The sequence below is a fragment of the Salinivibrio sp. ES.052 genome (assembly GCF_900141775.1).
Taxonomy (GTDB): Bacteria; Pseudomonadota; Gammaproteobacteria; order Enterobacterales; family Vibrionaceae; genus Salinivibrio.
Map to the genome: position 1 here is coordinate 861608 of NZ_FSRI01000001.1, position 24486 is coordinate 886093.

The window sequence follows — 24486 nt, forward strand, 5'->3', positions numbered from 1 at the left end:
GTCTTAAATTATTGATTATAATGGATGTCCTGTGTCCGTGTGCGTAGCCCGTTCGGTCATGGCGGACTGAGGCTTACTGCGTTAGTAGTGCTGCGATGCCAATGATGACAGAGGCAAGGGTAATTAACACCGTGAGTGGTTTGGCAATGCTAAACGACGGATCATTGTGTGCCGAAGAGTAGGAGATAGCGGGTGTCTTGGTCGCGGGTTGACCCTCTGATTTAGCGACAGGACGTTCCGCAAACGTTTGTTGTGGCAATGATACGCGAAAACCAAATTCCCCCACGACCTCAAATGGCAGGCATTTTTTGCCATTACGGTAGGATTTTGCCATCAGTGAGGTCACCACACTTTGGTGTTGCGCAAACGAGCTGTCCGGCAGGGCCACTTGTTTGAAGAGTGTGCGGCTAGAAAGCACTTCGCCAGCGTAATAGCATAGCATTTCGAGCATACGCGATTCCTCATAGGACAAAACGGTGATGGCCTGATCCACCCAATAAAGCGTCCTGCTTTCTGGCTCAAAATCAACCTCTGGGAAACGGTAACAGCGTGTATTTACTTTCGTTGTCATTATCAGCCCACTCCAAACAACATCTTTATAAAAGTGTGGACTCAAATCACAGAACTGCAACTCGGCAACGTATCTTTTTTTTGATAAAAGAAGTTAGGCAGGCTGCTAGTATTTTTGGTTATCATTAATAAAAACAGCGCCCTATATAAAAAACGGTCGCTATAGGCTCACAGCGACCGCTTTTTTGCTTAGTTATAATAACGGCTGAGCCGTATGGACTAGGCTAGCCGACCAAGGATTCCACATAGTGATACACCGCCTTGAGGATCCGCACCTGTTGCTCGTCTGCCTGATGTTGATCTGCCAGTTGCTGTAGGTTCTCCATATAGGCAGGAAGGTGGGTCTCAAAGTAATCGCGACGATGCATAAACCACTGTTTTTGTTCCTCGTCGGTGAGTGTCCACGGATAATGACGGGCGCGATAGCGAAACAATAGTGGCTTGATGCGCCAATCGTCGACACTCAAGTCTAGCCCTGCAAGGTTTTCCGGATCACGGGCGCGGATAATTTCCATCGCGCTACGATCACTTTTTGAGAAAAAACCAGCATACAATGCTGAATCGACATCCTGGTCGTCAAACGGCTTCGATTCTGTAAACACGGCGACCAACTTCTCTCTCAGTTCTGGTACTGCTTTTAATGCTTTAAGATGCTGTAGACAAGCTTCTCGATTCACGCCAAGGCGAGCGGCATCTTCAGGGCGTAGTGTCTTTGCATCCGCTAACACAGGACACTTATTGATATGCACCAATTTCAACGGTGCAGGTAACTGGTCGTCGCTAAGTGATTGTTTTGGCGTGTATAAACGTTCTCGAAGCGCGTCAGCATCCAGCTCAAACAATGGTGCAGGATCGCGGGCGAGATCGATGGTGATCACTGCATTGGGATTGTCAGGGTGCCAGGCAACCGGCACGATCCAGCTGGTATTGCCACGCTCGGTTCCAAACATGCCGGAGACGTGTACAAGCGGTGTCATATTGACGACATCAATAAGTTGTTTGACTTTGTTTTTGTTGCGGTGAGTCAGGAGATAATCAAATAGCCGTGGTTGCGCGGCTTTCACTTTTTTAGCTAGCTCAATGGTCGCGTGAACATCGGCCATAGCGTCATGCGCATCGCTGTGTTCAATGCCATTGGCGACAGATAAATTTTCTAGCTTAAAGCTCGGCTTGCCATTTTCATCATGCGGCCATTCAATCCCATCCGGCCGCAGTGCATAGCAGGCGCGCATCACATCGAGCAAATCCCAGCGAGAATTACCGTTTTGCCAACTCCAGCCATAAGGGTCAAAAAAGTTTCGGTATAACGTATAGCGCGTGACTTCGTCATCAAAACGCACGTTGTTGTAACCAAAAACACAGGTATTTGGCTGAGACAAGGCAGCATGAATTTGGGCTATAAATTCTGGCTCAGGGAGCCCTTTTTTTAGCGCAAGTTGGGGCGTGATCCCAGTGATCAAACAGGCTTCAGGCGCGGGTAAGTAATCATCTGGTGGTCGGCAATACAGAACCAGTGGCTCGCCAAGGATATTAAAATCACTGTCGGTGCGCACCCCGGCAAACTGGCAAGGCCTGTCTTTTCCCGGATGGGTACCAAAGGTCTCAAAATCGTAGATAAAAAAGGTTGGCTGGTCCGCGTCGGTCACAATCGAATCCAATTTGATCAAACAAAAGAAAGCAGAGTCAACACCCTGCGATAAGCCGACATGGTAACATTGGCATGGCTTATCACCAATCCCGTCAACGGACGACAAAAAGAGTAAAAGCCTGCAACAAGGCAAGCTTTTATTGATAAAGGCAGTGAGTAGTGTGAATTTATGAGGCTAGGCGCTTAAGCGTTTGCTTTGCCTCACCGATTGCCTTACTCGCGGTTTCTTCACCCATCGCAAGCCCTTCGGCATACACAAATTCCACATCATTGATCCCGATAAACCCTAGAACGGTTTGCATATAACCAGTGACATGGTCGGTACTTCCACCTTTGTGCATCCCGCCTCGAGTAGTGACGACGATCGCGCGCTTGCCTTGTAATAAGCCCTCGGGGCCATTTTCGGTATAGCGGAACGTCACGCCAGCACGCGCGACTAAGTCAATCCAGGCTTTTAGTTGCACAGGGATAGTAAAGTTATACATAGGTGCAGCAATGACGAGGGTGTCGCTTTGCTGAATTTCTTCAATCAATTGATCTGACGCTTGCTGTACCTGCTGCTGAGTGTCGGTGAGATCGTCTGCGCCGCGTAAACCGCCAACGTTGTCACCGTTAAGAATGGGTAAAGGGGTAGACGCAAGATCGCGCTCAATCAGCGTGTCTGGAGATAGATCGTCAACCACACTGTTAATCACAGCGTTTGAGCTTGAATAAGGGCCAAGAATACTTGATTTCAATACCAGCGCTTTCATGCGTTTCTCCTTAAAGTTAGTTGGCGTTAAGCACACACGAAGTGTAAATAAACTAACCGGTAACACCAGCATATAAATTCGTTAAACTTGTTCAAAATTTTTGTTGTTCGTTGAGAACTACCGCCTATAAGTTGCGCTGAACAGGAAGGGGCGTATGATGACGCCCGGCAGTCGTTCATGATGTAAAAATAATGTTATAATGCCCGTTGTGTTGGCCAGGAACCCAAAATAAAGAACGGCAAAGCGCCAGATCAAATTACAAGTCGGTCGCTTGTGGGGCACAACGGGATCTGAGGAAATGTGCGTGAAAAACTTATTTATGCTAGATGTGGATGGCACGCTGGTTGATAGCTGTCAAATGGACCATGCGTGTTTCAGCCAAGCTATTTATGATGTGACAGGCTTATCCGTTCCGGATGATTGGGGTAGCTACACCAATGTCACGGACGCTGGAATTATTGAAGAACTGATTGATTCGCATGATCTTAACAGTGAAAAGATCGTGCTATTCCGAGAAATTAAACGAGTATTTAAGCAAAAACTGGCCGTCGCTATCGCGAATCATGGCTTATCCGCCATGCCTGGCGCCGTAGCGTTTATTAATGAGATGCGCCAGGTCCCTTCGGTTGAGTTGGCGATTGCCACCGGAGGATGGGAAGAAACGGCGCGGATGAAGCTCAAAGCGGCTGGTTTCAATATTGATGGTATTGTCTTTTCCTCGTGTTCAGATGCGATGAGCCGCAGTGAAGTGATGGCGCTGGCTGCGTTTCGTGCCAAGCAAGATTACGGTATGCAATTCCAACGTCGTATTTATTTCGGTGACGGCGTTTGGGATAAGCAAGCGACCCAATCATTAAATTATGAATTTGTTGCGGTAGGCGACAAGGTTGAACACGATGTGCGGGTTAATAACTTTGTTAATCCACGTGCGATTTTAGGCAAACTAGGCATCGAGGAAGCGCAGCGCAAGTACGCCTAACCTCAATCGAGGCCTTATTGTATCAAGCTCCTAAACCATCAAAAGCCGGTGCAGTTTGCGCCGGCTTTTGATTGGTTAAATGATAAGCTGTCAGCTTATGGCTGGGAGCAGGGCTTTTGTGTGTTGGTGACCTCATTCTTCTCCCGCGAGGAAAAATAGGCTTGGGTTTCTGCAATCACTACTTTACGCAACAGTAGCAAACCAATTAGGTTGGGCACCGCCATCAAACCATTGACGATATCGGCAAGAATCCAAATGGTGTTGAGTTGAATAAAGGCACCGGATGCAATCAATCCAATGAAGCAGAGTTTATAGAGATAAATCGCCTTTTTGCCAAACAGGTACGCCACGCAGCGCTCGCCATAGTAGTGCCAGCCCAAAATCGTGGTGAAGGCGAAAAAGAGTAGACCGATATTCACCAACATTGGGCCAACGCTGCTCCCCATGCCCTCCGCAAACGCATGTGACGTCATCGCTGCGCCCGCCAATTCACCAGACCAAGACTGGGTTAATATCAAAGTCAGTCCTGTCATGGTGCAAATAATTAGGGTGTCAATAAAGGTACCTGTCATCGAGACTAAGCCTTGTTCAACACAAGAGTCGGTTTTTGCTGCCGCGGCAGCAATGGGGGCGCTCCCTAACCCTGACTCATTCGAGAACACACCGCGAGCAATCCCTGACTGAATAGCCAACATCATTCCAGCCCCCGCAAAGCCGCCTGTTGCCGCCATGCCGTTGAAGGCAGATTCAAATACTAAACCAACAGCTTGTGGTACTTGTGAGGCATGCGTACCTAATATCCATAGGCAAGCAGCCACATAGACGACTGCCATCACAGGAACGATTTTTGCCGCCACCGCAGAGATGGATTTGACTCCACCTAGGGTGACCAATGCCACAAGCACAGTGAGAATAACCGCGACAGCGACCGTTGGTATGTTAAATAAATGGGTAGCGGCGCTACTGATCGCGTTGACTTGTGGAAAGGTACCGATACCGAAGCAAGCAACGCCTAAGCCGAATAGGGCAAACAGTTTCGCTAAAAGCGGTTGGCCCGCACCTTTAGAGAGGTACATCATCGGTCCGCCTAGCATATTGCCTTTGTGGTCAGTTTCGCGATATTTGACTGCAAGCAAGCACTCGGCATATTTGGTGGCCATCCCTAAAAAGGCAGCAAGCCACATCCAAAAGAGTGCGCCTGGACCACCAAGCGAAATCGCAGTGGCAACGCCTATAATATTGCCAGTACCAATCGTCGCCGACAATGCGGTGCACAGTGCAGCAAAGCCAGACACATCGCCCTGGGTTTTGGCGTCAGAGGGTTTAAAAATTTGCTTAAGCGCAAAAGGTAAATGGCGCAGCTGGAGTAATCCCAGACGTACGGTAAAGAATAATCCTGTACCGGTTAATAACAATAAAAGTGGTGGGCCCCAGATCCAATCGTCAATGGTGCCTAGAAGCGTTGGTATATCCGGTAGTGGTGAAAAAAATGGCATTAATCCCCCTTTAAACATCAAAGGAGAAGATAGACCACACTAATATTAACAAAAGTGCTACATATTGGGGTGGGTATCTCCTCTGTCCTTTTGCCTGAGAGTTTCACTTGAAAACAAGCTTGCTCCTTCGGCGCCCGAGTCAACGGGTCTCTCCAGAGTCTCCTCCAACAGCAGTCCATACAATTAAGTGCCTGAAAGATTTACTTCTTCGGCGGATGGCATTAGCCACCTCTCTCCTGCTGTCTTCATCGGAATGTCGTGATGACGGAAAGTATGATAGATCACAGAATTATGAATGCAATGCAAAATTAAGCGAACAGGGGATTGTTCTTTCTAAACGCTAAAAAATACCGGTTTTTAGTGTGTTTTGCTGGCTAGGGAAAACGGAAGAGACACGGCAACACACGGATGCATTGCGTTAAACTCATCGGTCTGCCACTCAATTTATTCAGACATCGGCCGATAAATTAGCTAATCTGGACGAGCAAGTAATAAAATAACGAGCGGTAACATGATCACGTGGAATGAACTTTTAGGCGTGAATGTCGGCGAGAGTGCCGAGCAAATTAAACAGCGCTATAAGCGACTTTCTAGTCGCGTGCACCCAGATAAAGGCGGGAGCACGGGGTTGATGCAATTGGTCAGTGAAGCTTATCAAGCCATTAAAGCTGGAAAAGGCGATACCAGTGCGTTGGGTCAATCGCAACGTGAAGGAAGCCAGGCGGCACTGCGCAGCCAAATCGCACGTCTACAAAAAGAGCTGGCTGCCTTACAACAAGAAAACCGCATGCTTAAGTCTCGTCAGTCAAGCCAACAGATACCCGCGCACCTGACGGCAAAAATCGCCAAACTTGAATTTGATAACCGCCAGTGGCGAGAGCACTGCCAGAAGTTAGAGCGTCAACATCAATCGTTGGAAGGTCAGCACCAAAGCCTGAAGCGTGAGCACGAGCAGCGTAAGAAAGATGCGATTCAGCTCAATCGTGAGCTGAAAGAGGCGCTCACTCGAGTCGAGCAGTTAGAGACAGAGCTTACCCATAAAGCCACCCCTGTGACACTAAAGCCCGCGAAACCTGGGTTGTCTTGGCGCTGGGTACTTGCATCATGGCTTATTGCGGCAGTCGCGATGCTGCCTATCGGATCGTGGCAACACTGGATAGATCGTCTTTTGGGTCAGGAACAACCTGACACGACGCAGCGAGTGAGAATTATTGACCCGGATCCGCCGGCAGCTGAGCCAGCCACTGCCTTGACGGCAATACAACCCAAATCCGAGCCGCCACCGGCTATACCCGCCGCGCCTATGATCCAACTGACACCCACGGCAAATCAGTGGCATATCGACCAATATGCAGAGACTGCACAGCCTTATCTTGCGCTACGCAGTGAACAAGGCTCGTATGTTGTCGTTAACTGCATGGGTGATTTCTATGTCTACCTTAATCGCGGCTACCAACCATTACGCGTACCACCTAACTTAGATTATGTTGCACAGCGCCAACATTTCCATGTTTATGCGATTCCCTATGGTCAAGGTGCCTCTATCGATAGCTGGCAACTCGCTCGCAAAGTACAAATATTCGATGACACCTTTGTCAGTGCTGAGTTGGCCCCTCAATTGACAGCATTCGAGCAATCATGCCGACAAACTCCCGGGTTAACCGCGGTGAATTTATAGTATGCGGTGAATTGATAGTATTGGTAGCTTCAAAGCGTCAGCCTCGTGACAGTAGGAAATGAATAAACCCCTTGTTGAGCCAGCATGTATTACACTGAACATTAAGCAATAAATTCAGCTTTTTGAGGTTAGTGCAATGCTTGATCAAGCCATGTTTGCGTACCGATACGATCCGCCTCGCCAAGACAGCACCAATGGTGTGTTTCGTCGCCATAAGCTGGCGGTATCACATACTATATCGTTAGAGGAGTGCGTGTCTGGGATAGGCATCCCCGCTTGGTCAGAAGCACGGTCCGCCGCCAGCCAAGACGCGGCTGTGGTGAAAACCATAATGGCACAAGGCGCAAGTTTGCTTGGTCAAATGCAAGTTGATCCGCTTGGCTTTAGTATCACCGGGTTTAATCCGTTTTATGCTGAACTTCGCAATCCCAACTATCGTCAATACCGAGTAGGGGGAGCCAACGCAGGTGTTGCGGTGGCGGTCGCTAAAAAACTTGCCGATATGGGATTAGGCAACGATGCTTTTGGCGGCGTGAGGATCCCAGCCGCGCACTGTGGGTTGTTTGGCTATCGTCCAACGCCGGGGTTAGTTGATACCAATGGGTTCATCGCAATGACGGAAACATTTGACAACGTCGGGGTATGTAGCGCGAGCCTCGGCCCTTTGAGTCAGTTCCAAGAGATGGTTGCACGACCATCAACCGCCGTAACCAACATCCAAGGCGTTGTGATTGCAGAGCCTATTTTTGCTTTATTCTACTCGGATGAAGCGATGAATCATGTTTATCAACATCTAGAGCATTTACCTTTACCGCAAGAAACCACCTTGGCAATGAACAAACTTGTGCTCTCTCGGGTAGAGAAAGCCCAAGTTTCCATTGCTAGCCAAGAGTTTTTGCTGATGTATCAATCATGGTTAGCGGACACTCAGATCGATTTACCAACCTCAACACAGGCCTACCTAGACCGTCTAAAAAAGGTCGACTACAAAGATCACTACCAAGCGAAGAAAACCCGTAAACAGTTACGAGATACCCTATGTGGCATGTGGCCGAGTGATAAAGTGTTGATCATGCCTTCCACTCCTGGTGCAATTTTACCCCGAAATGTTGAGCATTCGGTCAGTGAGTCGTTTAATTTGTCCCAACGTCGTCTTATGGCTCTCGCTGATGTGTGTGGTTTGCCGCAATTAACGGTGCCCTTATTTACGCATAAGGACACTCCGTATGGGATCACTCTGCTAGCACACCCAAATAAAGACAAGTTACTAATGGAAGTAGCACGTCGTTGGTTAGACTAAGGGAAGGATTGCACCCTTATCCCCACAATCGTCAAGAAATTTCTATAAAAAACCTTTTTTAGTATTTATTTGTTTGAAAATAAAGAGAAAAATAAGTATTTCGTCGTGCGTTTACTATCAACAGAAACTGTGGATAACCGGTTGGATTAGTCGGTGTTTAACTCTTTAAGTTTATGAAATAAAAGGTATATATTTAAACTTCCAATACGTTTGGCACATAAGCTCCGTGTTATAAGAAAGTGACAAATTAGCTGTCACGTTCCTGTAACGTCTCGTAGACGTGCAATTAACGCATGATCACCTATCGTGACAAAGAGATTTATCGCCATTTTTGGTCTTTTTTAGAGGATTTTATCTTGTATTGGGTCTTACAGTGACTGCGCATCACACCTCTTAAACGCAAAGATTGATGCTTGGTTTTTCGTCCGCGAGTCCGTGCCCGCCACACCTTAAAACTACGTGGTTTTAATTCACGCCGCATTAACGCAATCACATCGTCTTGGCGTAGGCCATAAAGTGTTTCAATCGCCTCAAACGGGGTCCTATCTTCCCACGCCATTTCAATGATCCGGTCTAAGTCACCCGGCTCAGTCAGTTGCATACGCTCCTCCTTGTATTAGAGCGATATGTACGTATAAGTCGAATCACGCGGATCAATAAATAAGAGTGGATGCCTTAACCCGTTATGACCCTTATTTTTTGTCTTGTAAAAATAACCAATAGATACAGTCATTTATGAAAGGCCCTTTTTAACAAGGGTAAAAGACCATTTTTATCCTAACGGCCTGTTGTCACTGGCGATTGTTACGTTATTCTATTGTTCACTGCCGCACAGGCAGCTTAGAAATTGCTTGGATACGGTGATTTGATCAGCGTGTCGTTCACTGCCGCACAGGCAGCTTAGAAAGTGAAAATCATTAATGTGACCACCATCACACAGTTCACTGCCGCACAGGCAGCTTAGAAAGTCAGAAACATCGCTTTCTGGCACGGTATTTGGTTCACTGCCGCACAGGCAGCTTAGAAAGTGCATTTTGCACCTCAGATCAACATTGAATCGTTCACTGCCGCACAGGCAGCTTAGAAAAGTCAGCTCAGCCATGGCGTCAGCCGCATAGAGTTCACTGCCGCACAGGCAGCTTAGAAACGCCACGACCGGCACAATGTGGATCACATCATGTTCACTGCCGCACAGGCAGCTTAGAAAAACAGCAGCAGTAATGCCTTGGTTCGCTTCCGGTTCACTGCCGCACAGGCAGCTTAGAAAACTCAAGCGGCGCATAATCCATTGCGCCTGTTGTTCACTGCCGCACAGGCAGCTTAGAAATGTTTAAATGACGCGCCTAACGCATCCGTTTGGTTCACTGCCGCACAGGCAGCTTAGAAATTTTTTACCCATTATCGCTATCCGCTTGTCTTGTTCACTGCCGCACAGGCAGCTTAGAAAGACCTGCTCTAATGTCAGGCCAGCTGCCTTTCGTTCACTGCCGCACAGGCAGCTTAGAAATGAAATACCTTAAAGTTTGGGAAGATCATAAAGTTCACTGCCGCACAGGCAGCTTAGAAACCGCGTAAGGTAAAACTCGCGCTCTACGTTGCTGTTCACTGCCGCACAGGCAGCTTAGAAAACTTATGCGGGTTGTCGAATTGGATCCAATGCGTTCACTGCCGCACAGGCAGCTTAGAAAGTCAGTATCACCACCATCAGAGCCGCCGTCGGGTTCACTGCCGCACAGGCAGCTTAGAAATGTTTGTTGCCATCGCCCAGCCCCCACACAAGGTTCACTGCCGCACAGGCAGCTTAGAAATTGTATGTTGGTGATTAGCTCTGATGCGGGTGGTTCACTGCCGCACAGGCAGCTTAGAAACACAAACTAACAAAACGAAATGCCCGTGGATCGTTCACTGCCGCACAGGCAGCTTAGAAATATCGCGTGATGTATCTAATAAACCATTTCGAGTTCACTGCCGCACAGGCAGCTTAGAAATGCTCCTCTTCCCACTCGCTAAGCGGCTTACGGTTCACTGCCGCACAGGCAGCTTAGACACTGAAAATAATTGTTTTTTGATGTCAGTTCATTGTTAGTGGGTCGTGGCATCGAGGGAGTAGGGGACGGTTCAAGGTCAATAAAAGCGTATGACTAGCAATGACCATACACGTCAATTTGATGCATGTTTGTAGCCAAAGTTAAGCTGGCAACCACACGCTTTTGCATAGCCTAGCAGGGTTTTAAGGGTTGGATTACTTTTCCCTTTTTCAAGTCGAGAAATATTGCCTTCTTTCGTCCCCATACGTTCTGCAACCTCTTGTTGAGTTAGCCCGGCCTGCTTACGCATACTGAGCAACATATCTATCAATTCAAACTCAGGCGTCAATTCATTGTATGCTTGTTTCACGTCTGGGTTTTGCAATGCTTTCGCTTTTAATGCCTGTAAGCTATTCACTTTTCACCTCTTTCATACGCCCTGTTGCCAATGCTAAGTCTTTCTTTGGTGTCTTTTGGCTTTTTTTCACAAATGCATGAAGGATATAGATGTTGGGGCCGTCTAAATAACAGAATAGACTTCGCCCAATTCCTTCTTTTGCTTTGGCGCGAATTTCAAACAGGCCGTTACCTATTGATTCTGTGTGAGGAGGACCCAAGTTTGCGCCATGTTTTTCTATTAGTTCAAGCAGCTTGAGCATTCGCGCTTGAATCTTAGGAGGCATGTTGAGAATGCTCTCCTCCACGCCTTGGTAAAAAACAATGTTCCAGTTCATCTTTCACTTCTTGTTATCATATATGATAAGTTTCTGTAGGTCAAAATACACTCATCATACCGAGTAATCTCGAGTAATCTTGGGCGATTAGTGTTATCTGATTCGCATAACAATCGTACAGACAGTAGATTGCGATCTTCCTTCAAACCCTAAACTGTGCCTTGTTTCACGGGCATGCATTGCTATTTTTGTTACCTTTCTAGCGTTTGTGAGTGATCTGCTTTGTCACTCGGGATAATCACGAAAGGGACACCCATGGACGATCTCTCGCCCTCGGATCTTAAAACCATCCTTCATTCTAAACGCGCCAATATGTACTACCTCGAGCATTGCCGTGTGATGCAAAAAGACGGGCGTGTGTTGTACTTGGTAGAGGCGAAACGCGAAAACCTTTACTTTAATATCCCCATTGCCAATACCACGGTGTTGTTGCTCGGGACTGGCACATCAATCACCCAAGCGGCGATGCGTATGCTCTCGCAAGCGGGCGTGCTGGTTGGCTTCTGCGGAGGTGGAGGCACACCGCTGCATATGGCAACCGACGTTGAATGGTTTACACCGCAAAGCGAGTATCGACCCACTGAATATCTGCAAGGGTGGTTGTCATTTTGGTTTGATGATCAAAAACGATTGGACGCTGCGCGAGCTTTTCAGTTGGCGCGCTTGAGTTATCTAAAGCAGGTCTGGCAAGCGAGCCGTGAACTTAAGCTTGAAGGGTTTGATGTCGCCGAATTAGCCGGCGCACTCGACACCTTTGTGGAGCGAACTGACAAAGCCAGCAAGCCGGCGGATTTATTGCTTACCGAAGCGCAGCTCACCAAAGCGCTCTACAAACACGCGGCGAACCGTACTCAAAAAAACGGTTTTAAACGCCAGCATGAGGCCGACGATCTCGCCAATCGCTTTTTAAATCATGGCAACTACCTAGCCTATGGCTTGGCGGCGAGTTGTTTATGGGTGCTTGGGATCCCGCACGGATTTGCGGTGATGCATGGCAAAACCCGTCGCGGCGCGCTGGTGTTTGATGCCGCGGACTTAATCAAAGATGCCATCGTGCTGCCTTGGGCGTTTATATGCGCTAAAGAAAACGCTACCGAACAAGAATTTCGCCAGCAAGTTCTACAAGCCTTTATTGAACACAAAGCGATGGACTTTATGTTCAACACCATCAAAGCCATTGCGTTGCAAGATGACACCGACGATGAGATGACGGAGCCGCAACGATGATGGTGACCTTTATTTCTCAGTGCGAGAAAAAGGCACTGAAGAAAACCCGCCGCGTGCTTGATGCCTTTGCCAACCGAATTGGTGATAACACCTGGCAAACACTGATCACCGAAGATGGCTTAAATACGGTGCGAAAAATGCTGAGCAAAACCGCCAGCCGCAGCACCGCGGTCAGTTGTCATTGGATTCGTTCGCGAACTCATAGCCAACTCGTGTGGATTGTGGGTAATCGCCGCAAGTTTAACTTAGAAGGCAATGTGCCGGTTAATCGCACTGAGCAGGACCTTAGCCACAAAGAATGGGAGCAGGGCTGGCAGTTTAATGAGGTGATTGTGCTGGCAACGGCCATGGCCGGGTTGTTTCACGATTTTGGGAAAGCCAATGCGTTGTTTCAGCAAAAGCTTCGCGGCCAAACGGCACACCAAGGTGAACCGTATCGCCATGAGTGGGTGTCGTTGCGTTTATTCGAGGCGTTTGTCAAAGGCAAGGCGGATCAGCAATGGCTTGATGAACTTAGCGAGCTTACGCCTGAAACCGCCGTCGAGCATGAAGCTGCGATACTAGCGCGACTGTTTACTGAAACGGACGGCTATCAACCTGTCTTTGATGACTTATCGCCATTTGCACGTATCGTGGCTTGGCTTATTGTCTCGCATCATCGGTTGCCCGTGAACTATGATGCCGACAAGGCGCCAGTTGAACTCTCGCAAATCGACCAATGGCTCCGCCGTTGCTTTGGTAGTCACTGGAATGCGCCCAACGCGCTTAACCTTGGTAAATATGATCCGCAAGCACTTGCCGATAACTGGCGTTTTCCCGATGGCACGCCGTTTTTAAGCCAGCCTTGGCAACAAAAAGCGCGCCAATTGGCCCAGCGTGCCCGCCAATATCCATGGCACTCTCATGGAAAAATTAATTGGTTATCACAGCGGTTTGTCAGCCATATGGCACGTTTATCATTAATGCTGGCGGATCATTATTACTCGTCGCTGCCACTGGAGAAATCCAAGCCCAAATGGCGCGATCGCCATTACGCACCGATTGCTAACACAGACCAGTCTCAAGGCAAACGCAAAAACGCGCCGCCTAAACAACAGTTAGATGAGCACAACATCGGTGTGGCCATTAATGCGAGACGCTTTGCAGAGAATTTACCCTCACTTAAATGGACAATGCCGGCGATTGCTCAGCACCGCCGTTTTAGCCAAGGCGCCGAACAAGAAAAGTATCGCTGGCAAGATATCGCTTATCGGAAAACCAAAACTATAGCTACTCAGTCGGAAACACAGGGATTTTTCGGCATTAATATGGCGTCGACAGGTTGCGGGAAAACCATCGCCAATGCGCGCATTATGTATGCGTTATCGGACCCTTGGCAGGGGTGCCGTTTCTCGGTGGCGCTAGGGCTGAGAACACTTACTTTGCAAACCGGCGATGCGTATCGCGACTTGCTAAAACTTGGCGATGACGAGCTGGGCGTCCTCGTTGGCTCGCAAGCGATCCAACGCTTACACGAGGCGCAAAATACGTCACATCAGTCTTCCGGCGGCAGTGAGTCTACCGAAGATTTTCTCGAGCAACTGTTTATTAGCTACGAAGGGCAAATATACGATGGCCGGTTGAAACACTGGCTAAGTAGTCAGCCTAAGCTGGAGAAATTGGTCAGTGCGCCGGTATTGGTGAGCACGATTGATCATCTGATGCCCGCCACTGAAAGCCTGCGCGGCGGCCATCAAATTGCGCCCATGTTGCGTTTGCTCAGTACCGACTTAGTGCTTGATGAGCCTGATGATTTTGGTCTTGAAGACTTACCGGCGCTGTGCCGCTTGGTAAATTGGGCAGGCATGTTAGGGTCACGGGTGCTGCTGTCATCGGCTACTTTGCCGCCTTCGTTAGTAAAAAGCTTGTTTGATGCCTATCGTGCGGGCAGGGCGCAGTTTAATCATGCCCAGTTTGGCGACAACGCTTCGACGTGCGAGGCTGACGATGCGCCTGTGATTTGCGGCTGGTTTGATGAGTTTACCAGCGAGATCCAGACGGTGACGAGTAAAAGCGATTACGTGACTTACCACCGCGAATTTGTCGCCAAACGTGTTAAGCGATTAGAGGGCGCCCAAAAGGTGCTGCGCAAAGGGAAGACGTTAGATACCTCCGCGATTACCTCTCTGGCTGTTCCCCCAACACCCAGCGAACCTAACCTCGATTTTGGGCCGCTAGCGCAACTTATCCATACGCATATTCATCAGTTGCACCATGCACATCATCAAACTCATGCATCCGGCAAAACAGTGTCGGTAGGTGTGGTGCGCATGGCCAATATTAACCCCATGGTCGCGCTGACTCGTACGCTGGTACAAATCTCACCGGAGCCGGATCACGCGCTCTTTATTTGTCCGTACCATTCCCAGTTTCCGCTGGCACTACGTTCTTATCGAGAAAGTCGTCTCGATGCGGCGTTAAATCGCCATGATGAAGCGGCGATTTTCGACCAGCCAGAGATTCGCGATGCCATTTCGAACAGTGATGCCAAACATCTAATATTTGTGGTGGTGGGTACTGCGGTGGTGGAAGTTGGGCGAGATCACGATTACGACTGGGCCATTGCTGAGCCGAGCTCAATGCGTGCCTTAATTCAGTTGGCAGGGCGGGTACAACGTCACCGCCAGCAAGCGCCGACAAGCGCCAATATTCATGTGCTCGCTCAGAATGTCCGTGGGTTAAAAGGCAGGTATCCCGCTTATTGTAAGCCAGGCTTTGAAAGCGCTTCTATCCCGCTTGAAAAAGGTTACAAGGTCACGCTTGATGAAGGGCTGACTGCCATTTCCGCCACGCCGCGTATTCAGGAAATTCCCAAGCTGGAAAAATCTGCCTTTATATTTGATTCGTCGGCAAAAAGAGCGGCCAAGCCGGTGAGCCACTGGGGCGTGCAGGAGCACCGTGCGTTGCGCTTTACGCTAGAACTCACGGGCGGGGAAAAGTATCACTCTGACTTTTTCCGAACCGGTAAGGAAGCCGAGCTTTGGTGGAATGAAACACTTGTCAGTCAAGCCGCTGGACTACGTTACCCCGGTAAATATGCTAGCTGGAGCGGCGAACTGATCCGGCGCACTCCGTTTCGTCACAGCCAGCCCCAAGAAAGCTTTGTGCTGGCCTATAACGACGAGGACACGCTGGCTTGGCAGCAGTTAGATACCTCACGTTATCCCTACCAATACGCCGATCACTCATATCGCTTTAAACCCGTCGAGATATCGCTAGCAGCCGGTTGCCATTGGTGGTTTGACGTTGATCCTGAAGCGGTTTATCAGCACTTTGCTGACCAACTGGGATGGCCGGTTAAAAAAGCGAGCCGGAACTTAGGCGAAATACGTCTTGCGGCTGAGCAGGAAGGCCAAAACATCACTTGGTGTTGGCATCCACAACTGGGTGCTTATCGGGAATAAAAAGGGGGCAACGAGAGTTGCCCTCTGAAAGAAGCTGCCTATGCGGCAGTGTAACTATTTGATAACTATTATAATTTCTAAGCTATCGATGCGATAGAGTTAGCAGTATAACGGACTTTTGTTCCCGAGCTCAAATCTGACCTTGATCACCATTCATGGTTTTAATTTTGATAACTAATATAAGGTTGTTGATGTGTTCTTCTTATGGCGGTAAGCTAGACACTGTTGTCTTGAAGGATAAAAGGAAGCGCTTATGGAACACAGCCTATACGATGCGCTGCTGGCATATATTGAACAGCGCAAACAGGCGAAGCTTGAGCCTTTGCAAAAGGCGCGTGATAAGGCCTTAAAAGCCGCCGCCAGCCCAGAGCAAGAGGCGATCGCCAATGCCGATTATGCGGAAAAAGCTGCCCCGATCGAAGCGAAATTTGAGCCAGTTCACTGGGTCACAGACGCTGCGACGCGAGCCAAGCAAATCAGCCTCGCCACGCATTGCCCAAAATTTGTTCACAGTGATGCTAGAGCGAGCAGCATGCTGGTGACTGAGATCGATAAGAGTGAATCTCACTACCTCACCAGCTATTCGCTGACCGATAAAGCCATTGATGCAGTCGGCAATGCGGCTGCGTTGGATGTGGCGCGTTTTTTAAAAATCACTGTGGAAGGTGAGTCACTCATTTCTCAGTTACAAGCCGGCCATATCAACGTGCTTAAGCCACTCACTGATGACGCCACCTTGTTAGAAGCGTGGCGTGCAGGCTTTTCACTGGCACTCGGCGATCAGGTGTTATCGGCTCATAATTTGATTAAGCAAACCTACTTTCCGGTGAATGAAGGTGAGTACCACCTGCTGTGTCCGCTATATTCATCCAGCCTTGCGCACACGCTGTACACTAAGGTCCGTGCGACACGGTTTGGTGAAAAAATAAAAGCGATTCGTGAGGCAAAGAACAAACAGCATTATCACCCAGAGCGGTTAGAAGCCTTTCCGCGTACTGTTAAACAAACCTTTGGCGGCTCTAAACCGCAAAACGTGTCACAGCTTAATAGTGAGCGTCATGGCGAGGGTTTTTTACTCAATGCCGCCCCGCCAAGCTATCAGCAGCAGCCGGAGGATCCGAGCAAGCAAACCAGCATCTTTAATCGCCGTTTAGCCTACCAAGCCAGTCATTTGCTTCACGACTTTCGCGCCTTTCTGGCAAGCCTTACCGAACGGGATCGTAACTTTGCCACCCGTTATCGGCGTGATCATGACTTTATTCTGCCACTCACTGACTTGGTGTTTGACTATGCCGCGCGGGTTCAGCAGCAAGTTCCAGCCGGTTGGAGTCAAGGCACTGATGATCAAGAATGCCGACTAAAACGTGAACATGCAATTTGGCTGGATGTGCACAACCCCGACGATCAATTTCAGCGAGAGCGTGACGCACAAGCGTGGCTGGAAACTGTCGCCTCTGATTTTGCCGCTTGGTTACTGCGCCAGCTTGAGGACAAACAACACTACCTGCTTGGTGATACGGAGTTCAATTACATCCGCAAAGTGTTCCTAACCCAACTCAAAGCGTTTGAGCGCGACACGCCTCAATTTGAGGAGAACCGATAATGGCACAGTATTTATTGCTTAAGCACATTGAGGTGCAAAACGCGAATGCGGTCGCAGGGCTGACTTATGGTTTTCCGGCGATCACGCACTTTCTTGGCTTTGCCCATGCGCTATCACGTCAACTCTCTGATGCCTTGGGGTTGCGATTAGGTGGCGTGACCGTGGTTAGCCATAAAAACAATGTTCATGTGCGGCAGCCCACAGGGTGGGGCGACTATGTTTTTGCCTTAACCCGCAATCCGGTCACCGCCAAAGGAGAAACAGCGCCGATCAATGAAGAAGGACGCATGAACATGCAAGTCTCTTTACTGGTTGAGGTTGAGGGACTGATTGCTGGTGATAAAGCCACGGCAGCACAGTTGATCGCGGAAGTGAAAGATTTAGCGCCTCAGCGACGGCTCGCGGGTGGGCAAATCTTAACCATTGGCGAGGTTGAACTGCTCGCAGATGCAAGTATGCAGAAAAAAGCGTTGCGCCGCCTCATGCCGGGCTTTGTCCTTTGCGACCGACATGATTATCTCGCCCAATATCATCAACAGCTATTGCAACATAATGCGCAAGCCAGCTTATTTGATGCGTGGTGTGAGTTTGCCATGTTGACGTACCACGCTGTCGCTGATGATGAACACGTACCTGACGACGAGAACCAACCCATTCCGGCGCAATGGCAACGCGTGCCCAAACCTAAGCCAGGATATTTGGTGCCGATCATGACGGGCTACCGCGCGATTTCCCCTTGTTATGCCGCAGGCGAGGTCGCCAATGTGCGCGATCCCGAGGTGCCGGTAAGTTTTGTGGAAGCGGCATACAGCGTAGGTGAGTGGCGCAGCGTCCACCGCCTTAAGGATATCGACGACGCATGCTGGCGTTATCACGGTGATTACCCTTGGTACCTTGCCCGTGTGGTGGCAGCAACACATGACGAACCCATTGAACCAGACGTTGTTCCCACAACGGATGATAACACTGACTTTGACCCTGACTTTTTGTAATTAAGGAGATTTCATCATGGCTGATAAAAAACTGACTACCCCTTCCGTGCTTGCCTTTGAAGCGAAACTGGTACCTTCCGATGCGCTAATGTATGCCGGCAATTGGGAAAAAGGCGATTGGCAATCCATTCAAGTGGGAGAGAAATCGGTGCGAGGCACGATTTCGAACCGCTTAAAAGCGGCCACCGCCAATGATCCCGCCAAGCTAGATGCGGAAGTATCTAAAGCGAACCTACAAACGGTCGATATTGCAGCGCTACCGCATGATGCCGATACGCTCAAAGTGGCTTTCTCACTGCGTGTGCTCAGCGGGCTGCATGTGCCGTCAACCTGTAACAATCCAGACTATCAGCAAGCGCTGGCCGATAAAGTGCGTGACTATCAATCAGAAACCGGTTTTAAAGAGCTGGCGCAACGTTACGCGCACAACATTGCCAATGGGCGTTTTTTGTGGCGCAACCGTGTCGGTGCCGAGCAAGTTAAGGTGGTGGTCACCGCAGGCGAGAAGCAATTTAGCTTTGATAGCTACGAATTTAGCTTGCATGATTTTGATGCGCACCCAGATATCACTGCGCTAGCAGAGGTGATCCAATATGGCCTGACAGAAGCGCATGCACTTATTCATGTTGAAGCCTACTGCCAACTGGGCGAAGGGCAAGCGGTCTACCCCTCTCAAGAGCTGGTAATGGGTGGCGGTAAAGGCGATAAAAGCAAGTTCTTGTATCAATTAGATGGCCAAGCCGCGATGCACTCACAAAAAATCGGCAACGCGCTGCGCACCATTGACACCTGGCATCCTGCCTATGATGAAGTGGGCGCAATTGCCATTGAACCTTATGGCTCAGTAACTAACCGCGGAGCGGCGTATCGTCAGCCAAAAGAAAAGAACGACTTTTACAACTTGCTCGATGGATGGATGTTAAAAGACAAAACCCCAACGCTCGAGCAGCAGCATTACATTATGGCGATGCTGATCCGCGGCGGCGTGTTTGGCGCGTAAGGAGGCACAATGCAGTATTACATTGATATCACCTTGTTGCCCGACACCGATATTTCGGCAGATTTTCTCTGGCACAAGGTGTTTCAGCAAGTGCACATTGCCTTAGCGGAAAACAAAATCGGACCGAATCAATCGGCCATTGCGGTGGGGTTTCCGGATTACCGCCAAGGTGATTTTCCACTCGGCCATCGGTTGCGCCTGTTTGCGCAAACTGAGGCGGCATTTGAGCAGCTTAATATTCAGCGCTGGCTGTCATGCCTGACCGATTACGTGCATATCAAAGCCGTTAAGCCGGTGCCAGACGGGGTGAAAGGCTATGCCTACTTTAAACGCTGGAACTACAAATCGCCGCAGCGACTGTATAAAAACCTCGATCGGCGTGCGGCCGCGATTGCCAGCAAAAATGGTTACGATGAGGAGGAAGTAAAGCGTCGTTTGTTGGAAAACATTAAAACGGACGACAAACGCTGGTCACTGCCTTTTATTCAAGTGACCAGCCTGTCGAGCCAAAAACGAGCGGGGCAGCCAAATACCGAGTTCGCCCTGTATATCGAGCGGGAACTCACCAAACAGCCGGCCAATAATGGCCAACCATTCACCTGTTATGGGTTAAGCAGACGAGAGCCCGACCAGCAAAGTGCGGTGCCGTGTTTTTGAGGGGGAAACCCCTCTTTACCCCTTCTTTTTTGGCTCTTAAAAAATAAACAGAAAATACAGTCAGTTACAGCAGGTGCTTTTTAACAAGGGTAAAAGACGATTTTTATCCTAACAGCCTGTTGTCACTGACGATTGTTACGTTATTCTATAGTTCACTGCCGCACAGGCAGCTTAGAAATTAACGCTTTTTGTTTGGACAAACAGCAACTCGTTCACTGCCGCACAGGCAGCTTAGAAATGCTGCCGCACCTGCCAGTGAACCGCCTAAATGTTCACTGCCGCACAGGCAGCTTAGAAACTAAACAGCGTGAGCTCATGGAGCAATCACAGGTTCACTGCCGCACAGGCAGCTTAGAAAGTATTACCAAGGCCGCTTTGTTCGGCGATGAAGTTCACTGCCGCACAGGCAGCTTAGAAATGTTTGGCAGAGTTGGATCCCATGTGATCGGTGTTCACTGCCGCACAGGCAGCTTAGAAATTGGCGCGCGCTGCTTTGGCCGCTTGGTACACGTTCACTGCCGCACAGGCAGCTTAGAAAACTTTTTGTGCGTTGCCATCGCGGACGCCAGTGTTCACTGCCGCACAGGCAGCTTAGAAAATTCCGCAGTTGTTCTGTTATGCCACTGATACGTTCACTGCCGCACAGGCAGCTTAGAAAAACGAAGCCTTGGTTATCCCGCCTACTTACAAGTTCACTGCCGCACAGGCAGCTTAGAAAACTATGACCACTATCGGTATTGCGGCGGTTGTGTTCACTGCCGCACAGGCAGCTTAGAAAATGATTTCCGCCCCTGTTTCGCCCTCTGTTTCGTTCACTGCCGCACAGGCAGCTTAGAAATACGGTATGCATAGGGCCAGACAGTGCCAATGGTTCACTGCCGCACAGGCAGCTTAGAAATAACATCTTTGCCAACGACCAAACCAACACCAGTTCACTGCCGCACAGGCAGCTTAGAAAATCAAGAGAGTTAACTCGGTCAAGCATTGCGCGTTCACTGCCGCACAGGCAGCTTAGAAAATGAACATGGAAAGAATGGATGAAAGCAGGATGTTCACTGCCGCACAGGCAGCTTAGAAAAAATAATTGCGACGTGGCACGCCGGAAAATTGGTTCACTGCCGCACAGGCAGCTTAGAAAAGCCTCACAGCCCCGCCATGCGGGGCTTTTTTGTTCACTGCCGCACAGGCAGCTTAGAAATCCAGTGCGCAGTGATAGTGCGCGACTCCCAGGTTCACTGCCGCACAGGCAGCTTAGAAAGCCGCCACATCCCACGGTGTCGCTTTTTCAAAGTTCACTGCCGCACAGGCAGCTTAGAAATGTGAGCTTTGCGCCGCAAATCCACATTGCGTGTTCACTGCCGCACAGGCAGCTTAGAAATTAAAACCAAGGCTTGCAATTTCGTCTGACATGTTCACTGCCGCACAGGCAGCTTAGAAATGCATCAAATGTTGATTTTGGCGGCGCGTTCCGTTCACTGCCGCACAGGCAGCTTAGAAATAAATAAGCCAGAATAAAAACTAACCAAAATAGTTCACTGCCGCACAGGCAGCTTAGAAAGCGCAAGAAAAGCGGCAACCACATGCTGGTCCGTTCACTGCCGCACAGGCAGCTTAGAAAGTGATCAGCGCCGCGTTCCAAGCAATCTGTGCGTTCACTGCCGCACAGGCAGCTTAGAAAGTAGCGTTTGGCGTCGCGTTTGCGATGCGGGGGTTCACTGCCGCACAGGCAGCTTAGAAAATAGTGAATAGGCACTTGATATGTAATTGGTGGTTCACTGCCGCACAGGCAGCTTAGAAATTGCTCGGATGTGTCGGTTGCTGAACTTTGGCGTTCACTGCCGCACAGGCAGCTTAGAAATGATTCTTGAAGTAGTTAAACGTGCCGAACTGGTTCACTGCCGCACAGGCAGCTTAGAAAGCACTCAAGGCAATATTTCTCGCTGTGCGCGTGTTCACTGCCGCACAGGCAGCTTAGAAAGCGTCACCGGAACGCGCGCCGGAACGCTTTACGTTCACTGCCGCACAGGCAGCTTAGAAAAACCAACGGCATCGGTAATACGCACGATGTTAGTTCACTGCCGCACAGGCAGCTTAGAAAGCACCAACACGGGTCGCTTTATCTCGCATGTTGTTCACTGCCGCACAGGCAGCTTAGGTGACACAAGCTCGGTACGGTGTTGGATATATAAAAACTGTCAACGGGCACCTGTCACTGTTGGCGCTTATATCAACCGATGTAAATGCACCATACTAGTCTTGATGTTGTGACTTATTAAACAATGAATATGTTGTATATAGGTTGTAGTACAACATTAAAGTTGTTTGAGGGTGTGATGGTGTCACTAAAAAATATCGCGCGTGCATTGCAAGCGCGTCGCAAGTCACTTGGACTAGAGCAGTCTGACATGTACATGCGTATTGGCATGAAACAACAGCAGTACCAGCGAGTAGAGGCGGGGAGTGATGTCCGGCTATCGACTTTGCTGCGTGTGCTCGAAGGGCTCGACCTGACATTAACGCTTACGCCCAAAACGTCTCAGACGGTCGATGAGCAGGTAAACCTCGATCGTTATAAAGATGATGATAACGACGATCTCGACTTTTGGTTAGGGACGGAGCACAGCGATGACCAAAACCAGTGAAAAGGTTGAGGGACTAAACATTCAACTGCATGGCGTTGACGTAGCGATTGTCACCCACTATGCGGGTGGGAAGAATATTCTCACGTTCAACCCAGCGTTTATCGCCACCTCTCAGCATGAGCGTTTAACCTTTTCGTTGAGGCAACGTCGCGATCCGCAATACTTACGCACACCACAAATTCGCACGGACAAACTGCCGCCAGTGCTCTCCAACTTGCTCCCTGAAGGCGGATTAAGAGATGTCGTGTCAAAGGCGTTATCCAGCCAAACCGGGCGCTAAATCGGCGCCTTCTTACCCTTATTTTTTGGCTGTTTAAAAATAAACAATAAATACAGCTAGTTACGGAATCCCCTTTTTAACAAGGGTAAAAGGCCATTTTTATCCTAACAGCCTGTTGTCACTGACGATTATTAAGTTATTCTATTGTTCACTGCCGCATAGGCAGCTTAGAAATCGCCGTCTTGCTTGGCGTTAGGGATACCCTCGTTCACTGCCGCATAGGCAGCTTAGAAAAACAGGCTCTGGTATTGTTTTTGATTTCGTGTGTTCACTGCCGCATAGGCAGCTTAGAAACGGGCAGCTCTTCGGGTAGTACGTTGAAGTAACGTTCACTGCCGCATAGGCAGCTTAGAAACAATGGAGAACACCAAGAACAGCAAGGCGATTGTTCACTGCCGCATAGGCAGCTTAGAAAAACACAAGGAAAGACAGCCCGACTGTTAGTAAGTTCACTGCCGCATAGGCAGCTTAGAAAGAAGCGCCTCAGCGGCCGCGATTTGTATAGCGGTTCACTGCCGCATAGGCAGCTTAGAAATGCCTATCGCTGATACTCAGCAATGCCGCAATGTTCACTGCCGCATAGGCAGCTTAGAAATATTTCGTCAGATAAATCCTCAAACTGCCGCTGTTCACTGCCGCATAGGCAGCTTAGAAATTGGTGACTCTTTTTTTTCTGGGGTGCAATGCGTTCACTGCCGCATAGGCAGCTTAGAAAATCTCCTGCAAATACTGATTGGACGCAAATCAGTTCACTGCCGCATAGGCAGCTTAGAAAACAAAAGAAGTGATTGCTCTGGCGAAAGACATGTTCACTGCCGCATAGGCAGCTTAGAAAGTACGTCTGTTCATTCCATTCGCTGATGTTATGTTCACTGCCGCACAGGCAGCTTAGAAATTTCTCTGTTGGATGTGGGCGAACTTTTATTGGTTCACTGCCGCACAGGCAGCTTAGAAATCTGTGGGATTTGGTCAAGTGGTGAAGAAAGGGTTCACTGCCGCACAGGCAGCTTAGAAAAGCCAAAGAGATCCGATCCGCCGCATTGAATTGTTCACTGCCGCACAGGCAGCTTAGAAAGTCAGCACGTAAGGGGTGGCGCTCCCCGGTATGTTCACTGCCGCACAGGCAGCTTAGAAAGATATGCCATTAGTGCCACATAGATGCAGAAAGTTCACTGCCGCACAGGCAGCTTAGAAATGGTTGATGGCTGGGTGTGCGACACGATCGTGGTTCACTGCCGCACAGGCAGCTTAGAAAATAAACAAGAAGCTCAGGATTTTTAGAGCCAAGTTCACTGCCGCACAGGCAGCTTAGAAATTAGCTAAAAATCGCTTCGTTGTATTTGTTGTGTTCACTGCCGCACAGGCAGCTTAGAAAATTAATCGGCATTGCCAAGGCTTCCAGCGTCAGTTCACTGCCGCACAGGCAGCTTAGAAATTTGCTGTTTACTGTTTGGAATC

At 49.2% G+C, this 24486-nt stretch carries 18 protein-coding genes, 3 CRISPR repeat arrays and 1 riboswitch (1 of these 22 running past the window's edge); of the genes, 11 read left to right on the plus strand and 7 right to left on the minus strand.

Annotated features, from left to right (window positions below):
• Positions 1-73 precede the first annotated feature (73 nt).
• The 3 genes from BUQ98_RS04025 to BUQ98_RS04035 form a co-directional block, all read right to left on the minus strand.
• Complete coding sequence (locus BUQ98_RS04025; RefSeq protein ID WP_074212606.1) at positions 74-571, minus strand: hypothetical protein; 498 nt, start codon at positions 569-571, stop codon at positions 74-76.
• 223 nt (positions 572-794) lie between these two features.
• Complete coding sequence (gene sbcB / locus BUQ98_RS04030; RefSeq protein WP_074213575.1) at positions 795-2216, minus strand: exodeoxyribonuclease I; 1422 nt, start codon at positions 2214-2216, stop codon at positions 795-797.
• A 169-nt stretch (positions 2217-2385) separates the two neighbouring features.
• The gene (locus BUQ98_RS04035) at positions 2386-2970 is read right to left on the minus strand and encodes an FMN-dependent NADH-azoreductase (protein WP_074212607.1); all 585 of its coding nucleotides are present in this window, start codon (positions 2968-2970) and stop codon (positions 2386-2388) included.
• Positions 2971-3274: 304 nt separating this feature from the next.
• On the opposite strand from BUQ98_RS04035, the gene BUQ98_RS04040 reads away from it, so the two are divergent.
• Positions 3275-3949 carry an HAD family hydrolase gene (locus BUQ98_RS04040; RefSeq protein WP_254813871.1) on the plus strand — a complete coding sequence of 225 codons (675 nt, stop codon included), beginning with the start codon at positions 3275-3277 and terminating at the stop codon, positions 3947-3949.
• Positions 3950-4044: 95 nt separating this feature from the next.
• Here the strand turns inward: BUQ98_RS04040 and BUQ98_RS04045 are convergent, their stop codons facing one another.
• Positions 4045-5445, minus strand: a complete 1401-nt coding sequence (locus BUQ98_RS04045) for an alanine/glycine:cation symporter family protein (protein WP_074212609.1) — start codon at positions 5443-5445, stop codon at positions 4045-4047.
• 72 nt (positions 5446-5517) lie between these two features.
• Positions 5518-5611: riboswitch (glycine riboswitch) on the minus strand.
• 345 nt (positions 5612-5956) lie between these two features.
• Here BUQ98_RS04045 and BUQ98_RS04050 point away from each other — a divergent pair.
• The gene (locus BUQ98_RS04050) at positions 5957-7123 is read left to right on the plus strand and encodes a J domain-containing protein (protein ID WP_074212610.1); all 1167 of its coding nucleotides are present in this window, start codon (positions 5957-5959) and stop codon (positions 7121-7123) included.
• Positions 7124-7259: 136 nt separating this feature from the next.
• Positions 7260-8423 (plus strand): amidase family protein, encoded by a 1164-nt coding sequence (locus tag BUQ98_RS04055; RefSeq protein ID WP_074212611.1) that lies wholly within the window; start codon positions 7260-7262, stop codon positions 8421-8423.
• Positions 8424-8742: 319 nt separating this feature from the next.
• On the opposite strand, the gene BUQ98_RS04060 is transcribed toward BUQ98_RS04055, so the two are convergent.
• The 3 genes from BUQ98_RS04060 to BUQ98_RS04070 form a co-directional block, all read right to left on the minus strand.
• Entirely contained in the window at positions 8743-9024 is a 282-nt protein-coding gene (locus tag BUQ98_RS04060; RefSeq protein ID WP_074212612.1) for a TIGR03643 family protein, read from the minus strand.
• A 218-nt stretch (positions 9025-9242) separates the two neighbouring features.
• Positions 9243-10471: a CRISPR direct-repeat array (repeat unit 28 nt; unit sequence GTTCACTGCCGCACAGGCAGCTTAGAAA).
• Between the two features lie 112 nt (positions 10472-10583).
• The gene (locus BUQ98_RS04065) at positions 10584-10868 is read right to left on the minus strand and encodes a helix-turn-helix domain-containing protein (protein WP_074212613.1); all 285 of its coding nucleotides are present in this window, start codon (positions 10866-10868) and stop codon (positions 10584-10586) included.
• On the minus strand, positions 10861-11184 hold the full coding sequence (locus tag BUQ98_RS04070) for a type II toxin-antitoxin system RelE/ParE family toxin (RefSeq protein ID WP_025675167.1): 324 nt from the start codon (positions 11182-11184) through the stop codon (positions 10861-10863). Before BUQ98_RS04070 ends, BUQ98_RS04065 begins: the two co-directional genes overlap by 8 nt.
• 255 nt (positions 11185-11439) lie before the next feature.
• Between BUQ98_RS04070 and cas1f the strand changes: the two genes are divergently transcribed.
• From cas1f to BUQ98_RS04110, 8 genes are all read left to right on the plus strand, one after another.
• Complete coding sequence (gene cas1f / locus BUQ98_RS04075) at positions 11440-12411, plus strand: type I-F CRISPR-associated endonuclease Cas1f (RefSeq protein WP_074212614.1); 972 nt, start codon at positions 11440-11442, stop codon at positions 12409-12411.
• Complete coding sequence (cas3f, locus tag BUQ98_RS04080) at positions 12408-15854, plus strand: type I-F CRISPR-associated helicase Cas3f (protein WP_074212615.1); 3447 nt, start codon at positions 12408-12410, stop codon at positions 15852-15854. The genes cas1f and cas3f overlap by 4 nt, the downstream gene beginning before the upstream one ends.
• A gap of 253 nt (positions 15855-16107) precedes the next feature.
• Positions 16108-17457 carry a type I-F CRISPR-associated protein Csy1 gene (csy1, locus tag BUQ98_RS04085; protein ID WP_074212616.1) on the plus strand — a complete coding sequence of 450 codons (1350 nt, stop codon included), beginning with the start codon at positions 16108-16110 and terminating at the stop codon, positions 17455-17457.
• Entirely contained in the window at positions 17457-18449 is a 993-nt protein-coding gene (csy2, locus tag BUQ98_RS04090; RefSeq protein ID WP_074212617.1) for a type I-F CRISPR-associated protein Csy2, read from the plus strand. Before csy1 ends, csy2 begins: the two co-directional genes overlap by 1 nt.
• A 16-nt stretch (positions 18450-18465) precedes the next feature.
• On the plus strand, positions 18466-19449 hold the full coding sequence (gene csy3 / locus BUQ98_RS04095; protein WP_074212618.1) for a type I-F CRISPR-associated protein Csy3: 984 nt from the start codon (positions 18466-18468) through the stop codon (positions 19447-19449).
• 9 nt (positions 19450-19458) lie between these two features.
• Positions 19459-20106, plus strand: a complete 648-nt coding sequence (gene cas6f, locus BUQ98_RS04100) for a type I-F CRISPR-associated endoribonuclease Cas6/Csy4 (RefSeq protein ID WP_074212619.1) — start codon at positions 19459-19461, stop codon at positions 20104-20106.
• Positions 20107-20256: 150 nt separating this feature from the next.
• A CRISPR array of direct repeats spans positions 20257-22264; the repeat unit is 28 nt; unit sequence GTTCACTGCCGCACAGGCAGCTTAGAAA.
• A gap of 175 nt (positions 22265-22439) precedes the next feature.
• Positions 22440-22748, plus strand: coding sequence for a helix-turn-helix domain-containing protein (locus BUQ98_RS04105; RefSeq protein WP_074213576.1), 309 nt, complete (start codon positions 22440-22442; stop codon positions 22746-22748).
• The gene (locus BUQ98_RS04110; RefSeq protein WP_074212620.1) at positions 22732-23028 is read left to right on the plus strand and encodes a HipA N-terminal domain-containing protein; all 297 of its coding nucleotides are present in this window, start codon (positions 22732-22734) and stop codon (positions 23026-23028) included. Before BUQ98_RS04105 ends, BUQ98_RS04110 begins: the two co-directional genes overlap by 17 nt.
• A gap of 146 nt (positions 23029-23174) precedes the next feature.
• Positions 23175-24486: a CRISPR direct-repeat array (repeat unit 28 nt; unit sequence GTTCACTGCCGCACAGGCAGCTTAGAAA) (it continues 578 nt past the right edge of the window).

Excerpts from the sequence above, each read along its gene's own strand:
- BUQ98_RS04045 (WP_074212609.1), bottom strand. The coding sequence starts at position 5,445 with ATGCCATTTTTTTCACCACTACCGGATATACCAACGCTTCTAGGCACC.
- BUQ98_RS04060 (WP_074212612.1), bottom strand. The coding sequence starts at position 9,024 with ATGCAACTGACTGAGCCGGGTGACTTAGACCGGATCATTGAAATGGCG.
- csy2 (WP_074212617.1), top strand. The coding sequence starts at position 17,457 with ATGGCACAGTATTTATTGCTTAAGCACATTGAGGTGCAAAACGCGAAT.
- cas6f (WP_074212619.1), top strand. The coding sequence starts at position 19,459 with ATGCAGTATTACATTGATATCACCTTGTTGCCCGACACCGATATTTCG.
- BUQ98_RS04070 (WP_025675167.1), bottom strand. The coding sequence starts at position 11,184 with ATGAACTGGAACATTGTTTTTTACCAAGGCGTGGAGGAGAGCATTCTC.
- BUQ98_RS04105 (WP_074213576.1), top strand. The coding sequence starts at position 22,440 with ATGGTGTCACTAAAAAATATCGCGCGTGCATTGCAAGCGCGTCGCAAG.
- BUQ98_RS04055 (WP_074212611.1), top strand. The coding sequence starts at position 7,260 with ATGCTTGATCAAGCCATGTTTGCGTACCGATACGATCCGCCTCGCCAA.
- BUQ98_RS04035 (WP_074212607.1), bottom strand. The coding sequence starts at position 2,970 with ATGAAAGCGCTGGTATTGAAATCAAGTATTCTTGGCCCTTATTCAAGC.
- cas1f (WP_074212614.1), top strand. The coding sequence starts at position 11,440 with ATGGACGATCTCTCGCCCTCGGATCTTAAAACCATCCTTCATTCTAAA.
- BUQ98_RS04110 (WP_074212620.1), top strand. The coding sequence starts at position 22,732 with ATGACCAAAACCAGTGAAAAGGTTGAGGGACTAAACATTCAACTGCAT.
- cas3f (WP_074212615.1), top strand. The coding sequence starts at position 12,408 with ATGATGGTGACCTTTATTTCTCAGTGCGAGAAAAAGGCACTGAAGAAA.
- BUQ98_RS04025 (WP_074212606.1), bottom strand. The coding sequence starts at position 571 with ATGACAACGAAAGTAAATACACGCTGTTACCGTTTCCCAGAGGTTGAT.
- BUQ98_RS04050 (WP_074212610.1), top strand. The coding sequence starts at position 5,957 with ATGATCACGTGGAATGAACTTTTAGGCGTGAATGTCGGCGAGAGTGCC.
- csy3 (WP_074212618.1), top strand. The coding sequence starts at position 18,466 with ATGGCTGATAAAAAACTGACTACCCCTTCCGTGCTTGCCTTTGAAGCG.
- csy1 (WP_074212616.1), top strand. The coding sequence starts at position 16,108 with ATGGAACACAGCCTATACGATGCGCTGCTGGCATATATTGAACAGCGC.